The organism is Acetomicrobium sp. (assembly GCF_059026225.1).
The window spans coordinates 261908-278325 of the sequence record NZ_JBWQOQ010000008.1 but is presented as its reverse complement, the minus strand read 5'-3'; the positions used below and the strand labels follow the sequence as shown (position 1 = coordinate 278325).

General features: G+C 40.7%; 10 protein-coding genes, 1 pseudogene and 1 CRISPR repeat array. All 11 genes and pseudogenes read right to left on the bottom strand.

Annotation, left to right across the window (positions count from 1 at the left end; translation table 11 throughout):
• Window positions 1-170: 170 nt before the first annotated feature.
• Window positions 171-1406 carry a sodium/glutamate symporter gene (gene gltS / locus AC5SXE_RS11100; protein WP_310846127.1) on the bottom strand — a complete coding sequence of 412 codons (1236 nt, stop codon included), beginning with the start codon at window positions 1404-1406 and terminating at the stop codon, window positions 171-173.
• Between the two features lie 199 nt (window positions 1407-1605).
• A pseudogene (locus AC5SXE_RS11095) lies at window positions 1606-1740 on the bottom strand (transposase); the annotation flags it as partial.
• A 235-nt stretch (window positions 1741-1975) separates the two neighbouring features.
• Complete coding sequence (locus AC5SXE_RS11090; protein ID WP_416358716.1) at window positions 1976-2185, bottom strand: transposase; 210 nt, start codon at window positions 2183-2185, stop codon at window positions 1976-1978.
• Window positions 2136-2396: a transposase gene (locus tag AC5SXE_RS11085; RefSeq protein ID WP_416358715.1), complete on the bottom strand. Its 261-nt coding sequence runs from the start codon at window positions 2394-2396 to the stop codon at window positions 2136-2138. Before AC5SXE_RS11085 ends, AC5SXE_RS11090 begins: the two co-directional genes overlap by 50 nt.
• 169 nt (window positions 2397-2565) lie before the next feature.
• Window positions 2566-10129: direct repeats of the CRISPR family, unit length 30 nt; unit sequence GTTTCCATCCCTTATAGGAAGTTCAATAAC.
• A 169-nt stretch (window positions 10130-10298) separates the two neighbouring features.
• Entirely contained in the window at window positions 10299-10589 is a 291-nt protein-coding gene (cas2, locus tag AC5SXE_RS11080) for a CRISPR-associated endonuclease Cas2 (RefSeq protein WP_310846119.1), read from the bottom strand.
• A 4-nt stretch (window positions 10590-10593) separates the two neighbouring features.
• Window positions 10594-11592, bottom strand: a complete 999-nt coding sequence (gene cas1b, locus AC5SXE_RS11075; RefSeq protein WP_310846116.1) for a type I-B CRISPR-associated endonuclease Cas1b — start codon at window positions 11590-11592, stop codon at window positions 10594-10596.
• A 7-nt stretch (window positions 11593-11599) separates the two neighbouring features.
• Window positions 11600-12121, bottom strand: coding sequence for a CRISPR-associated protein Cas4 (gene cas4, locus AC5SXE_RS11070; protein ID WP_310846114.1), 522 nt, complete (start codon window positions 12119-12121; stop codon window positions 11600-11602).
• Window positions 12096-14387, bottom strand: coding sequence for a CRISPR-associated helicase Cas3' (gene cas3 / locus AC5SXE_RS11065; protein WP_310846112.1), 2292 nt, complete (start codon window positions 14385-14387; stop codon window positions 12096-12098). The genes cas4 and cas3 overlap by 26 nt, the downstream gene beginning before the upstream one ends.
• Window positions 14338-15048, bottom strand: coding sequence for a type I-B CRISPR-associated protein Cas5b (gene cas5b, locus AC5SXE_RS11060; protein ID WP_310846109.1), 711 nt, complete (start codon window positions 15046-15048; stop codon window positions 14338-14340). Before cas5b ends, cas3 begins: the two co-directional genes overlap by 50 nt.
• 6 nt (window positions 15049-15054) lie before the next feature.
• Window positions 15055-15963: a type I-B CRISPR-associated protein Cas7/Csh2 gene (gene cas7b, locus AC5SXE_RS11055; RefSeq protein ID WP_310846106.1), complete on the bottom strand. Its 909-nt coding sequence runs from the start codon at window positions 15961-15963 to the stop codon at window positions 15055-15057.
• On the bottom strand, window positions 15953-16411 hold the full coding sequence (locus AC5SXE_RS11050; protein WP_310846103.1) for a TM1802 family CRISPR-associated protein: 459 nt from the start codon (window positions 16409-16411) through the stop codon (window positions 15953-15955). The genes cas7b and AC5SXE_RS11050 overlap by 11 nt, the downstream gene beginning before the upstream one ends.
• Window positions 16412-16418 lie beyond the last annotated feature (7 nt).

Below are 16418 nucleotides of genomic sequence, written 5' to 3'. Positions count from 1 at the left end.
CCGTCCATTTATGACAATTTGACCAAATTAAAAAGTTCAGCGCCAAATCATAAGATGTTCCAACACTCATAAACGATAACATAAAACTGGGTTAACCTAACCAAAAATTCCTCTGATCATGTGATCAGTACAAGTACATAAGGGTAGGAAAAAGAAGGTAAACATTGTAATTATCGAGCAAAATAATTAATGAACCACACAATGCTAGGGATCCCAACAAGGTCGATCAACACCGCTCCGCATAAAGGTACGATGAGGAAAGCTTTGTAAGACATGACCTTGTAGTGTTCACAAACAGCTCCCATGTTGGCAACGGCGTTAGGTGTTGCACCAAGTCCATGTCCTACTAAACCGGCACACATAACCGCTGCATCGTAGTCCTTGCCCAACAATCGAAAAAGCAGAAAAGCTGCTAACAGCAAAAGCGCTATTGTCTGTAACACAAGGATCACAACTAAAGGAATTGCAAGATCGTAAAGTTCCCATATGCGCAAACTCATCATTGCCATGGTCAGAAATATTCCCAAAGATACGTCGGATATTAGGTCTATCGCCTTGCTGCGAAGTTTTACTATGGGCATGTGATCGTTTATGTTACGAAACACCACGGCGACGAACATCGCTGCCACGTAACCTGGAAGGCTAAAGTCGTACCATTCCTTAATTTTAGTTGTAATTAAACTTCCCAAAGACATCATTACAAGGACTAACGCTAACATTTTTAGGAAGTCATAGCTGGTAAATGTTGTGTCTTCTTCTCGATCTTCCATCAAATGCTCAGTATACATAGCATCTTCGCTGGCTTCAATGGTTATATTATGACGCTCTATCAGCCATCGAGCTACAGGACCACCTAAAAGACCTCCAGCTATTAGCCCATAAGTTGCCGAGGCAATGGCAACTACTTGCGCTCCCGCAACACCAAGTTCTTCCGCAACCGGCCCAAAGGCAGCCGCAGCACCGTGACCTCCCTCCAGCGAAACAGCTCCTGCCATGACACCCAAAACAGGATGTATCCCTAGTAATCTTGCCAAAGTTGCGCCAAAGACATTCTGGAATAGCGCAATACCCCAACAGAAAAATAAGTAAATTATGAGCGCTTTCCCGCCACGCTTCAGCAAGCCGAAGCTGCCTCCGATGCCTACAGTTGTAAAAAAGGCAATCATCAAAGGAGTTTGAAGAGCGGTGTTAAATTTTACGGCGCTCCCCCCTTGGTGATGTAATGTTAAAACTAAAAGAGACATCAAAACTCCACCAATGACGGGAGCTGGTATGCAAAAAGTTTCCAAGAAATCTATGCGCCTGCGCAGCCCATATCCAACCAACAGCAATACCGCCGCTAATGCTGTAGTCCAAATACCGTCGAGATTAATCGTAAAAATACCATCAACTATATCCCAAAACATTCGCACAAACCTCCTCTAAGATAGCTGAAGTACCTCCAGCAATGGTTGGAGTTTACCCTCTGATTAAATTTAGGGTTAAACTCCAGTCATCACTAAAGCTACTTTACCTATCTCACAATGTTGTTTCTGTTTCTGTCCCTGTTCCTGTTTTTTCCATTCCAGATATTCATCCATCTCGAAGTACTTCTTGCCTCATTTACCATGCCTCGTCCTGTTCCATCAACAACGCTCTTACCCGCCTTAGCACCGATTCACGGTTAGGAAATATCCGGATCACTCGCTCCCATCGCCTTATCTCCTGATTTAATCTTTCCTGTCCGTTCGTTGTTCGAAGCCTCTTCCTCCAGGATGTTCATAGCCCTAGGGGCTTTCGTTGAAAACACTTCAAGCGTCAAATTCAGAATATGTCGTGCTGTAGATATGTCAGGTGCTTCAAAGATCGCCCTCAAGGTATGACTTTAGGTCTTTCTGCATGTTCTTGGGATATGAGTTAAACAACCTGGTGAAGTGAGTCTGACACCTCTGCCAAGTCGATCCTTGAAAATGCCTCTCTACGATGTTGACCAACCTTACAAGTTATCCGATACCACCATATTGACCCCTTTAAGCCCTCTTGCCTTTAAGTCCTTGAAAAAGTTGGACCAGCTTTCCTCAGTCTCGCTATTTCCTAACTCCATCTCCAAGATCTCCCTATATCCTTCCTGGTTAACGCCTGTAGCTAAAGGCGCACTAAAGGACCTTACCTTGCTCCCCTTCTTTTGTCTTGATGACAATGCCATCCCTTATCTGAGGTACTCTTAATGTCAAGGTCTTAACTTCGGTGGTTAGATGCCTTTCTTTGTATCCGTTTCGCATTCCCCTCTTTTTTCCGTGCGTTCGTAAGGCTTTGCATCGATCTGTTTTAGTTCGCTGTTGTTCCAGAAGTTGATTTGTAAATTGTTCTACGACTTTCTTCAAGCTTTCGTCGTTGCCGGAAAATAGAGACGTCAATCCTCCTCATTAAAGGTAATATAATATTGGGTCATCGTTGACCCTTTCGATAGTTTAGGTTTGTGACAACTTTATTCTATCAGAGGGCGATGACACCTTTCTAATTACTTTAGAAAGGTGTCATCCTAAATTCTACAGATAATATCATACGTGACTCGAATTTTAAAGTGTTTCCAACCCTTATAGGAAGTTCAATAACTACCAATCCAACACTCTGTTAATGTCCTCAATACTAGTTTCCATCCCTTATAGGAAGTTCAATAACAAGTTTGAAAACGGCAATACTTTGTTATATTCATTCTTGTTTCCATCCCTTATAGGAAGTTCAATAACGTTAACTGGTTCTGGACCTGCATCGTGGAGGCATAAGTTTCCATCCCTTATAGGAAGTTCAATAACGAGTGAAGTTGTATGCTTTCCTATTCACCTTGAGTGGTTTCCATCCCTTATAGGAAGTTCAATAACGATGACACTTGGAGCGGTTGAAGGTTGGCTTTCACGCTAGTTTCCATCCCTTATAGGAAGTTCAATAACTGATCCTGAAAATACACAAAAGAGTACAATTATTGTGTTTCCATCCCTTATAGGAAGTTCAATAACTCGACTGGAATGCTTCTGCCTTGCCCTGCAATTCAAGTTTCCATCCCTTATAGGAAGTTCAATAACAGGCAAATTACTGCAAAAAAGCATTAATCGTTGCATGTTTCCATCCCTTATAGGAAGTTCAATAACTTGCTGAACGTGATTAAACACCAAGAACGCTAGTTGAAGTTTCCATCCCTTATAGGAAGTTCAATAACGAACATAGAGCTTCAATCACAGAAAGCGAAAACATAGTTTCCATCCCTTATAGGAAGTTCAATAACCCTGTATTAACCTTCTTTTAAGTGCATCTATTTTTAGTTTCCATCCCTTATAGGAAGTTCAATAACAAGATATGCAAAAGGAGAAGTTGATCTTGAATACGCGTTTCCATCCCTTATAGGAAGTTCAATAACGAGCAAAGGCGTTTAAGATAGATATTAAGTATGGAATTGGTTTCCATCCCTTATAGGAAGTTCAATAACATTGTCGGAAGAAGTAAAAGAAAAGGTACTTGATGAGTTTCCATCCCTTATAGGAAGTTCAATAACTTGTGCTATGACAGCGCCCATTAACCCCCCTATTAGGTTTCCATCCCTTATAGGAAGTTCAATAACGAACATAGAGCTTCAATCACAGAAAGCGAAAACATAGTTTCCATCCCTTATAGGAAGTTCAATAACTTATATAGCCTCCATTCGGCAAGGTAACTCCAGTATGTTTCCATCCCTTATAGGAAGTTCAATAACAATCCCACTTTTTGGCAGTTTTCTGCCATTCTGACAAGTTTCCATCCCTTATAGGAAGTTCAATAACGAATCTCCACTTTCTCTATCTTACCCCACCCGACAGGTTTCCATCCCTTATAGGAAGTTCAATAACATTATGGCATTCGCTGGTGCGCTGTCGTCGGTTGGCATGTTTCCATCCCTTATAGGAAGTTCAATAACTAGAATAAAGCCAACGTGCAATCTTCGGCTCTCTTGCGTGTTTCCATCCCTTATAGGAAGTTCAATAACGAGCGGTTTGCGGGCCTTCCGCTTGCGCAAAAGGCTAGTTTCCATCCCTTATAGGAAGTTCAATAACTCTATAGACCTATTGACTGCAATTGTTGGGCATGGTTGTTTCCATCCCTTATAGGAAGTTCAATAACTTAGCACCTTCCCGCACACTTTCAGCCTTATCACAAGTTTCCATCCCTTATAGGAAGTTCAATAACCAGGAGCATCATCGAGAAAACTAGCATACTTGGCAAGAGTTTCCATCCCTTATAGGAAGTTCAATAACCCAAAGTGTGATACATTTTCTTCCCCTCCTTATTTTTGTTTCCATCCCTTATAGGAAGTTCAATAACCTATAAACCTTGCTCTATTGTTTTCATCCCAATCTAAGTTTCCATCCCTTATAGGAAGTTCAATAACGGAATACTTTTTGTAGATGGTACGTGGTTAGTAACCGAGTTTCCATCCCTTATAGGAAGTTCAATAACGTTATATTGTCAATCAATACTGCGGCCCTACCTTCAAGTTTCCATCCCTTATAGGAAGTTCAATAACTTTTCTATGAATTCTTTCTTCAGCCAATCGGGGATAGTTTCCATCCCTTATAGGAAGTTCAATAACCAGCCATAGGAGAAGAGGTGCTAGCTCGTTCAATTTGTTTCCATCCCTTATAGGAAGTTCAATAACTAAAAGTAATTACTCTGTTTAGCTTTTGATCGCCAAGTTTCCATCCCTTATAGGAAGTTCAATAACTTAATAACACTCGCCCATCATCGCCTTCGGTGATTGAGTTTCCATCCCTTATAGGAAGTTCAATAACTCGTGATGCTGTCAGCATCAAAACTGACAAGATCAAGTTTCCATCCCTTATAGGAAGTTCAATAACATACCATAAAACACCAATAAAAAACCCTCCCACCACGTTTCCATCCCTTATAGGAAGTTCAATAACGTGCAAGCAATGATAAAGTTTTCAATAGTGGAGGCAAGTTTCCATCCCTTATAGGAAGTTCAATAACTGGGTGCCTTCCATCTTGCTCATATCTAGGGTAATATTGAAGTTTCCATCCCTTATAGGAAGTTCAATAACAATACACAAGATAAAGTTATTGTGATAGGAATACCCAAGTTTCCATCCCTTATAGGAAGTTCAATAACAAGTATATTTAATTGACTTAGAACAAGGAAGGATAGATGTTTCCATCCCTTATAGGAAGTTCAATAACCTTCTTCTTTTTCTCAAGAACAGGTCCAAGAAGTTGAGTTTCCATCCCTTATAGGAAGTTCAATAACAAGAAGTTTAAGTGGCTTAACTGTTGGGTGATTGTTTTGTTTCCATCCCTTATAGGAAGTTCAATAACGGGCATCTGAGAGGGCCTTAAATTTTGCCATTTTGAGCGTTTCCATCCCTTATAGGAAGTTCAATAACTTTAAGGGGCGGGGTAATCCCGCCCAAGTGTCTCTAGTTTCCATCCCTTATAGGAAGTTCAATAACGCTATAATGAATTTAGGGGTGGTATTATGCCACCCCGTTTCCATCCCTTATAGGAAGTTCAATAACTGGAGCTACGCCCAGACCTACAAGAACTTGAAAAAAACCTGTTTCCATCCCTTATAGGAAGTTCAATAACCTTTCATCCCACGCATCCCCAGTTTCGTACCATATGTGTTTCCATCCCTTATAGGAAGTTCAATAACCCAGTTACGCCACCAGCATTTCTGGTGCTGCACCTGCGTTTCCATCCCTTATAGGAAGTTCAATAACAGTCAAGATGCAGTGGTCTTGATATTGTTATTTCGTGTTTCCATCCCTTATAGGAAGTTCAATAACTTCTTTATATAAAACAATCATAGAGACTAACAACGGTTTCCATCCCTTATAGGAAGTTCAATAACGGCGCACATCTTTCAACTGCTTTTCTCCTTTGCCTGGTTTCCATCCCTTATAGGAAGTTCAATAACATTGCGGCTTCACAAGTTTTCTCCCCTTCCACCGGTCGTTTCCATCCCTTATAGGAAGTTCAATAACACGGAAAATCAATGAAATAGGCAAGATGGTAGGCGGTGTTTCCATCCCTTATAGGAAGTTCAATAACCTGTTCAGCAGGATAGTTAAAAGCGTTGCCCCTCCGCCGTTTCCATCCCTTATAGGAAGTTCAATAACAGGACATGGAGAGTATCAGGGAAAGGCTTGAAAGAAGTTTCCATCCCTTATAGGAAGTTCAATAACCCGTCTCCGCCCTTATATTTATTGGCCGTCATATCAGTTTCCATCCCTTATAGGAAGTTCAATAACCACATTATGGGACAGCAACTGGGAAGCTTGGCAGTAGTTTCCATCCCTTATAGGAAGTTCAATAACTTGAATATGCTCGTCCGCGACAATACTACATTAATTAGTTTCCATCCCTTATAGGAAGTTCAATAACCAGAGATTGATTGATGAATTTGGAAGCTATTGGTATGTTTCCATCCCTTATAGGAAGTTCAATAACGTGTGTTGTCTTCGCTGCCAAGATCATCAATTACTAAGTTTCCATCCCTTATAGGAAGTTCAATAACCTGGGCCTTATGCCGGTAAGCAGGCATGGTTTATCAAGTTTCCATCCCTTATAGGAAGTTCAATAACTCTACTTTTGTTTTCGGTTTTTGACTTATTTTGTCCTGTTTCCATCCCTTATAGGAAGTTCAATAACCATAGAAAACAGAAGCGGTGTGCTCTGGATATGGAAGTTTCCATCCCTTATAGGAAGTTCAATAACGAGTATTGGTGATTATAGGTTTCTTCAGTTTTATTTAGTTTCCATCCCTTATAGGAAGTTCAATAACGCTTGCTGAATAGCTGGCCGTGAAGTTCTTAATCAGGTTTCCATCCCTTATAGGAAGTTCAATAACAGGATCGCCGATGATTATAATATCCACTACGACATATGTTTCCATCCCTTATAGGAAGTTCAATAACCCAATATGCGCCGTTCGAGCTCTTTACAAGCTGGCGAGTTTCCATCCCTTATAGGAAGTTCAATAACCTTTATTCTTTGTACTATTCCCAACGCTACACCCCCTGTTTCCATCCCTTATAGGAAGTTCAATAACGATCTTCGCCTATCGGGTGGCGCAGATAGGCATCGCCGGTTTCCATCCCTTATAGGAAGTTCAATAACAGGAATTAACATGAGAACAATAAGTTTTCCGGCACAAAAGTTTCCATCCCTTATAGGAAGTTCAATAACGAGACTTATTTAAAACAATCCGTCCATCTCAGATTCGTTTCCATCCCTTATAGGAAGTTCAATAACTTGTCACCGAAAAAGACGTTAATATTGAAGGCAGTCGTTTCCATCCCTTATAGGAAGTTCAATAACTCAACAAACGCAAGGTACTGGATTGCAGCTAGCTGGGTTTCCATCCCTTATAGGAAGTTCAATAACTATATCTACGTCAAGCTCATTGATACCAGTTTGAAAGTTTCCATCCCTTATAGGAAGTTCAATAACCGACCAGTCCTCCTTTTCCTTCTCGATGGAGGGCGGGTTTCCATCCCTTATAGGAAGTTCAATAACGACTGGTTGTTAATCCATTCATGCAACCACTTCTCTCGTTTCCATCCCTTATAGGAAGTTCAATAACCAATATGCGCCGTTCGAGCTCTTTACAAGCTGGCGAGTTTCCATCCCTTATAGGAAGTTCAATAACGATATTCCGCTTTAATATCGTTTATCTTCTTACGAAGTTTCCATCCCTTATAGGAAGTTCAATAACCTGTATAGCTTCGATATCTTCTTCCATTGCTTCGAAGTTTCCATCCCTTATAGGAAGTTCAATAACATTTTTCGGTAATGGTCGTTTAGATGGGTTGCCTTCGTTTCCATCCCTTATAGGAAGTTCAATAACCTGGAGCTATTGTTTATGATGAACGCATATTATCCTTGTTTCCATCCCTTATAGGAAGTTCAATAACATGTGGTCACTCGTAATTTTTGTGCCACTTCTTCTGGTTTCCATCCCTTATAGGAAGTTCAATAACCTTCGCCGAAAGGCGGAACTTCTATTCAAGAAGGAGGGTTTCCATCCCTTATAGGAAGTTCAATAACCGGTGTTTATACGGCGACTAGCCACCGTTATCCCAGGTTTCCATCCCTTATAGGAAGTTCAATAACCCTTTCCTTTACTGCTTAACATTTGCTTTTCATTTGCGTTTCCATCCCTTATAGGAAGTTCAATAACTATCAATGACACTGAAGAATACCGCATCGCTAGAGCGTTTCCATCCCTTATAGGAAGTTCAATAACAGGCATCGGAGAAATCCATTTTTGCCGAGCGTGCCACGTTTCCATCCCTTATAGGAAGTTCAATAACCAAGCATCGCTCGTGTTCAATGCGGCGGCCTCGATGGGTTTCCATCCCTTATAGGAAGTTCAATAACGCGACCGACATTTTGAATATAATGATCTACTGCATGGTTTCCATCCCTTATAGGAAGTTCAATAACAAGCAATAGGATCACGCTCCAGTAAAGATCCTTTCTTGTTTCCATCCCTTATAGGAAGTTCAATAACTCAATAGACTCTACATTGTTACCAAAGCTGTCGGATGGTTTCCATCCCTTATAGGAAGTTCAATAACCGACAGCTCCGTCGCTTGGCCTGTGATGCGGAAACTTGTTTCCATCCCTTATAGGAAGTTCAATAACTTCCAATTGCTTGACTCGCTCGACCATGACGGTCGAAGTTTCCATCCCTTATAGGAAGTTCAATAACGAAGAGCGTGGGGTAGACCCAGGCGACGTGTCAGAGTTTCCATCCCTTATAGGAAGTTCAATAACGAGTGGAAGGAATATCAGATAACAGGTCACATCGACGGGTTTCCATCCCTTATAGGAAGTTCAATAACTACCATCCCGTTGTACTCTCCCGAACAGCTCCCGGAGTTTCCATCCCTTATAGGAAGTTCAATAACAGAAGAGCTTGACGCCGCTGTGCATCCACTCCGCTGGTTTCCATCCCTTATAGGAAGTTCAATAACCGTGATAGTGGCATCGGCAGATATGGAATGTTATTTAGTTTCCATCCCTTATAGGAAGTTCAATAACTTGTCACCGAAAAAGACGTTAATATTGAAGGCAGTCGTTTCCATCCCTTATAGGAAGTTCAATAACTGACCTAGAACCGATGGCTTCGATTTCTGCTCCTGCGTTTCCATCCCTTATAGGAAGTTCAATAACAAGAAGATGGCACTAAACAAAATAACTGCAATCAAAAGTTTCCATCCCTTATAGGAAGTTCAATAACAGGAGCTCCCGCCGTCCGAAATCGACCCTGGCGATGGTTTCCATCCCTTATAGGAAGTTCAATAACAATCCTAGAATAAAGCCGAGAACTCCTCCTCGAGCAGTTTCCATCCCTTATAGGAAGTTCAATAACTATAACATTTCGTCGTTCATTCTACTAATTTCCCACGTTTCCATCCCTTATAGGAAGTTCAATAACTGGAGAAGAAACTTTGCAACGTGCAGAAGCGATCAAGTTTCCATCCCTTATAGGAAGTTCAATAACTCGAGCTATCAACTACTTCTGCGTCCATGACTTCGGTTTCCATCCCTTATAGGAAGTTCAATAACAATAACATGCGAGAGAGATGGAAAAGAATATTGCTAGTTTCCATCCCTTATAGGAAGTTCAATAACCACACGACGAGAACAAAGGAAGTTACGTCGCAATCCGTTTCCATCCCTTATAGGAAGTTCAATAACATGGAGAAATTGGCGAAAGAAGCTTAAATCAACTTAGTTTCCATCCCTTATAGGAAGTTCAATAACGCACTTAGAAATCATCGACGACACTGAAACAATCGAGTTTCCATCCCTTATAGGAAGTTCAATAACTTGGCCTACTCATCACCTATGGCTTGCTACCAATCAGTTTCCATCCCTTATAGGAAGTTCAATAACCTGCCACTGGTGTGGTTACTTGGTGGTGCAACGATAGTTTCCATCCCTTATAGGAAGTTCAATAACAAGCCGGCATATCTCACGCAACGCTCCATAAGTGGCTGTTTCCATCCCTTATAGGAAGTTCAATAACCTGTTTTATTGAGCCCGGCACTGCTGCTTGATGCTAGTTTCCATCCCTTATAGGAAGTTCAATAACCAATTCTAGGCCTCAATTTTACTGCATTTTTATCATATCGTCATGTGTTCCTTATGTAGTTTTCAAGGTCCTGTGAAACGATACAATTCCATGCAAGCGCTGGAAAATTGATCTTTTATTTAGTTATATCGATCCTCCAGGTTTTTTGCTTTATTGGAGGTCGACACGCCTAAATAAAAATTTCTCTTGATCCTTTTTCCAAGCCCATGATTTCCCTGGAAGTGTAATGTTCTGTTCTCCAAATATAAAATATCACGCTGTCATGGTCGTCTTTTATTACCTTCCTAACCTCATGCTTAAGGGATTCAAACGTAGCGGGAGTAAGTTCTCCCTCTAATACGGAATTCTGAATCCAATTTAGATATTTACGCCCAATTTTTAATATCTTGTTAACGCGTTCCTCCCCAACATCATAAATCATTAAGACAAAGATCTTAGTCGCCCTTCCTTTCTTGTGCAATGGCTTACCATCTCATGGCAAAAGGCTGATATTCTTCATCTTCAAGTATATGTTTTTGCAATTTGTAAGCTTCCATTCGAATTAAACTGCGATAACTAACATTTCTTTTTAACTTTGGATGCTCTATTGTGGACATTAGCCTTTCTTCCCAGGCCTGCAATACAATTTGTATTCCCTTTTCAGATAAAAATATACCTCCGCCCACTCTGCCTTTAAAATGTTTAGCTTGAATTTGTTTTTTGTTTATCAAAGAGAAGATTAGCCGGTCTACTAGAATTGGCTTAAAAATTTCTGCGATGTCCAGATTCAGAGTAAAACGCCTAAAATTCGTCTCGTGGAGGAATCCTATTCGAGGATCCAAATGAGTTTTATATATTTGAGCTAGAATCGTAACATAGCATAAAGAGTTCAAAAAACTTATAAGTGCATTTAACTTGTTCTGGGGCGGCCTTCTGGTTCTGCTTTCCATAGAAAAAGGACCTCCGCCAGTTATAATATCAAATGCTGAGTAATATTTATCTCGCGCATTTCCCTCTATGGCCATTAGCTCGGCGATCCCTTTTTGTCTTTGGCTTAGTGCGTCAAAGTTATCCAAGTCCTTGATTATTTCATCGATCATTGGATTACCTCGCCTCAGATAATATAACAACACTGTTTTCATATTTCTAATGGCACCAGCTATAAATTTTTGTGCCAATATCAACCTCTTTTCAATGTCAAGGCAATGTTTAGCTTGTGCTAAGATGACAGCCCCGGAGTTCATGTGCTCTCTTGGATAATATGTTCCTTGGTAATAATGATGATGGTTAAAAAAATGCAATATAATCTTATTCGTGGTACAAAATTCCAGAAAACGCTTATTAAGATCTACTTCACCAAAAATAAATATCTCATCGGTTACTTCCACTGGTATAAATTTTCTTTTGCCTTCGCTTTCAATGACAATGGTATTGTCCTTCCGTTTGAGAGTCCCCGATGAGAGAATATATAGACACTTACCCATTCTTCAATCAACTCCAACAAAGCTCTTGATAAGCGCAATTTCCGCAATACTTGCACTTATACACTTTGGGCGGGGAAGAAGATGTTGTAACTTCTAAAATCCCTTTATAAATCTGATCAAGTTTTAATTTCAAATCTTCGGTTAAAACGACATCTTCACGTTTTTTTTCTTTGGGAAAAAGCAGTTCTCCTCTTGCTTCAGTACCAAATTTTGCTAGCTCATACAAATAATGGGCCAGTTGCAATCTTGCAGCCTTAATCGAACGACTACTCTTTTTTATCTCGCCTATAACCAAAACTCCACTTTCTTCTTTGAGTAGGTCAAATTTGCTATCCCCAAAACTTACGCTGTGGCGGATCCTTTTATAAGACGATTCGTCAATCAATCTTCCTAACGCTAAAGATTCATCGTCTTTATCAGCTTCAACACCACGTGCCATCAGCCATACTTGACGCTTGCATATCAAGTAGTACCATACCAAAGTTCCACCCACTCGCGGAGCTTCAGAAAAAACAAGTTTCTCCTTCATTATCGCTATCCTCCGCGGGATTAAATCCGCTAATACGATCGTAAACATATTTACTGCCTTCTTTTGTAAGGAACCAACACTGAAAACTTGCGTTAAAATCAAGGGGAGGCAAATCATCTTTAAATGCTACGTTGGCTAGTTTTTTTCGCCATGATTCAAGCTCTTTTTGTGGCACTTCAATGGAATATTGAAGGAGCTTCCTATTGAGACGTCTTTTATCGCTCAAGTTTTCTAACGTCCATTTTGTATTGGCAAGAGTTCCCAACATTGGACGTACCCGATGGCTTTGTTCTACATAAACTTCTGACAAAAATGGATCAAAACGTTTTTCTATTAGACTAGGCTTGTCTTGAAGGCCCCATCTGCCGTTGCATATATTTCTCCATATTCCGCTATCCTGCAATCTTTCAGTGATATCCTGGTAATAATTATCCACCAACACAGGCGCTTCGCTTTCTTCAAAGACATTGATTTTATCTCCTACTCGAAGAGTCGATCGAGAGCTATCTAAAAGAATGTCGTCGTAAATCATGTCGGAAAAAGATTTCCCTTGCTCATTGAAAAGTTCCGCAACCAGCACTAATCCACTCGTTTCGTTTTTCCCATGCCTGTTGCATCTTCCTGCCACCTGAACAACACTATCTAAAGGTCCCATATCGCGGAATACCCAATCAAAATCCAGATCAACTCCAGCTTCAACAACTTGAGTCGAAACCAGATAATGTTTTATTTTTTTTCTTTCAAGATACTTCAAAAATCTCATCACTACGCGCCTATGATGCGGAGTCATCCATGTCGATAAAAAATAGACAGGTGCATCCATGCGAGTTTTAATTAACTTGTAAATTTTCAGGGCGGATTTTCTTGTGTTGAGGACAATTAATCCCGATCTCTCATACAAATGCTCAATATGCTCTTCAAGAAGATCGGGAAGCTCTTCTAATTGATATCTGCAGGGGAGTATTTTATACGTGTGTCTATTATACGGAAATGTCAACCCCTTGGGCGATAATTCTTTTCCCTTTATAATATGAGGCTGCGTTGCTGTCATAAGCATGAAGCTCGTATTTAATCTACCACTTAGATATTTTAACGTCTCGCCGAAGCCACGCCAATATCTCGGATTTATCGTTTGCGGTTCATCCATTATTACGATCGCGTTACCCAAACGATGGAAGTCTATCGTATCGTTGGCCTTTGGATTGTAGATGCTTTCCCATAGTTGTACCATAGTCGTTAAGATTATTGGAGCCTCCCAATATCTAAAAAGAGCTTTCATGCGAGATATAGGTTCTTGAAGTTTTTCATCTGTCTCCTTTAGACTCGATAAACTATGATCTTCCTGTACATCTTCCTCTCCAAAAATCGTTTTCGCAACCGAGGAGTTTTGTTCAACTATGCTGATAAAGGGCAAGGCGTAAATGATAGTCTTGCTGCCAAATTTTTGTGCCATTTTACGGGCAATATCTAGGCCAGTGATCGTTTTGCCGGCACCTGTAGGAAGGGTTAAAGTATAAAGACCTGGACGTACAATGTCATCGACAGATTTGGTACAAGATTCGCGCGTTTGTTGTCTCCATGCATCTAGGGGACTGCTTTCTTGCCGCGAAAAATCCGGGTTCCTGAAAGAAGGCAATTGACGTGCCTCGATTTTTCTGACGCCTATTGCGTCCATTCTATCTGCAGTTACAAGAAGAGAATAAAGTAATCTGTAGAATAACCAAGATTCTTCATTCATTATTTTCTTGCGTTTGAACATTAAATTGCACGTATAATCATCCCACTGGTCCTCGCTTAAGAATACATTCCATGATGGAATCAACTCCTTAATTTCCTTCTTTTGCTTTTCGAAATCTTGTCCGTTATACTGTAGCCAAAATGTTATAGCCTCATCTCCGTTGACCATATGTGTATGGTGCCGCCTTACCGCTTCGGCTAACCAAACGACAGGAATGTTGTTTTCGTTGATGTAATCTTTAGCAAAGTTGAAGGTAAACCAAGCTGATGGTAGCGCGTGGTCTATGCCGTCACCTCTCCCATTAAGGTAATCCTGGAACAACAGGTGAGCTTTTCCAAGATCGTGCGTTACACCCACTATTTTCATGACAAAGTCAGGAACTACCGCTTCTAATCCATGAACTTGGGCCATACTACTCATGAGACGATACGTTCCTTCTAGATGATCTCTAAGAAGCCTGTCTGGATGGCTTTTCAACTCACCATCGAGGAAACCAGGCGACCACATCGTTTCCACACTTTGTGACATCTCTTGCTCCTTTGTCTATCAGTAACTTCTTTTCTGGAGAAGGAGAATAAAGGACTTCGATACTCTCTACTAATTTTCTAGTTTCGTCCATTCTGAAAGGCATCTCTTCTTTAAAAGCTCCGCCAATGTCAAGTATGTTCAAAATCTTTATATCTTTATCCCACGGAATTACGGTATCAACCGATATTTCTCCTTTTTCCAAGGGTTCGGTTTCAAAGTGACCAATGTATTGGATATCAGCTATTGCGTAGGCCGTGCCGAGATATGGCGTAAACTTAAAACTTTCCCTCTTTAACATATATAACAATTTACCCTCAATCCCACCATCCACATATATGCAATATCTAGGTTTAATTACAAATTGATGTTTCACCTGAATATGCGGGTTTTTTTGAGGTTCCTTAACATTCCAAAAATTTATGGCATGCCACATCCAAGATATATTGCTACGTAGGGCCACCGATACCTTAGTGCCGATAAGGGCCTCCCAGTATCTAGCGTTACAGCTATCTTCGTCGCTACCATTAGATATCCCGACTATCCCCGAAATTAAGCCGGCAATTGCAGTAGGCGGTGGAAAAGCAAACGATATGGACGATGTTGTAGTATAGGGTTTGCGAAACATCGCCATTTGCCCCGAAACCTCGAACACTACTGCCATGCTTTCTCACCTAACCTCTATGTTTAAATTGCCTCCAAAAAGATTCTCTAATCTTTCTAGGGGATCACACTTAATACTGGCATCTTGAATGACCCTGATTGACTCTATTTTTTCTTTTATTAGGGAAGCTTTCTCTGCTATTTCGCTAATATCTAATTTAACTTCATCAACTGATCTCAAAGCCAGTTGTTCATCGTCGGATAAAGGCTCTCCCTTAAACGACTTGAGTGTAATTTTTTCGTCTAAAGAGCCTAAAACTCCATCGAAACCTTTAATATATTTAAATTCAACCAAGAGCCGAGGGGTGTGCCCAATTTTACTCCTTGTTATGAGATTAGCCGTACCCTTCCAAAGAGCTTCAAACAAGGAATCCAAGTCATCGTCAGTCGCGTTAGTTTGTTTAGAGGCATATTGATTGGCAATTCCATAAGCAGCTATTAGGGCAAATGGAACTATGTACTCATTACGGAAAGACCGCTGTTCACTAGCCTCTGTGGTAGCAAATGCGGCTGTCCCCTGGATAAACTTCGCCTCTGCTTTATGGAGAGAACGGCCCCACTTAAATTGTACAGGCCCTGTCCAAGAAAATGCTTCTCTGCCAAGTGCATAAGTTACCCCAAACAATCGTGTATCTATACAATTTGAAAGTATTTCTCTGCCTGAATCGCGTTCAAATTTTTCTTTTAGTTCTTTCACGCGATTTGCAAGGGTTTTGGCTTCCCCATCCACGAAAACATCTTTTCCTTCCCTAAGCCATTGGTCCCGTATGGTACGCTTAATCCTCACGTCGGAAACCATAATTTGACCGGATTCTTCGTCATACCTCGGATGGTTTGCATCAAGGGGATCGCCATTCGGATTGGCATCCTTAACCGAATAAACAAACAGGTACTCCCGTCTATTTTCAAACGACATCTTGCGATTCCTCCTCTATCGGTTCTGTCTCCTCAATATTTTTCTTCCCAAAAATTGTCCAAAAGTATTTGCGGGCGTTTAAAAAAGCAACCGAAAACACGAAGTTACCATCTACACCTAAGTCGTGTTCCTTATCGCTTTTTTGTAAAATCAGTTCTCCCGCCTTCGCGCAAAGAGATTCGATCATGTCGGCATAGTCAAGACGATAAGCCCTCACAAGCTCTGGAACTCTTGCTAGGTGTTTAAACAGGTCTCTTTTCTTCATGCGACCAAAGTTTAGTTGTTTAAAAAGCGGAGATGAACTTATGTCCCCGGATGAACCTTGTAAATCACTTTTCGCTTGGGCTCTCGCTATAACTCCCAAAGTAACTCCCGCCAGAAAAACACCTTTACCTCTGTTGGTCTTTAGATAGGGATCCGTAAACTCATCGAAAAAATCTAATTTCATAAATCTA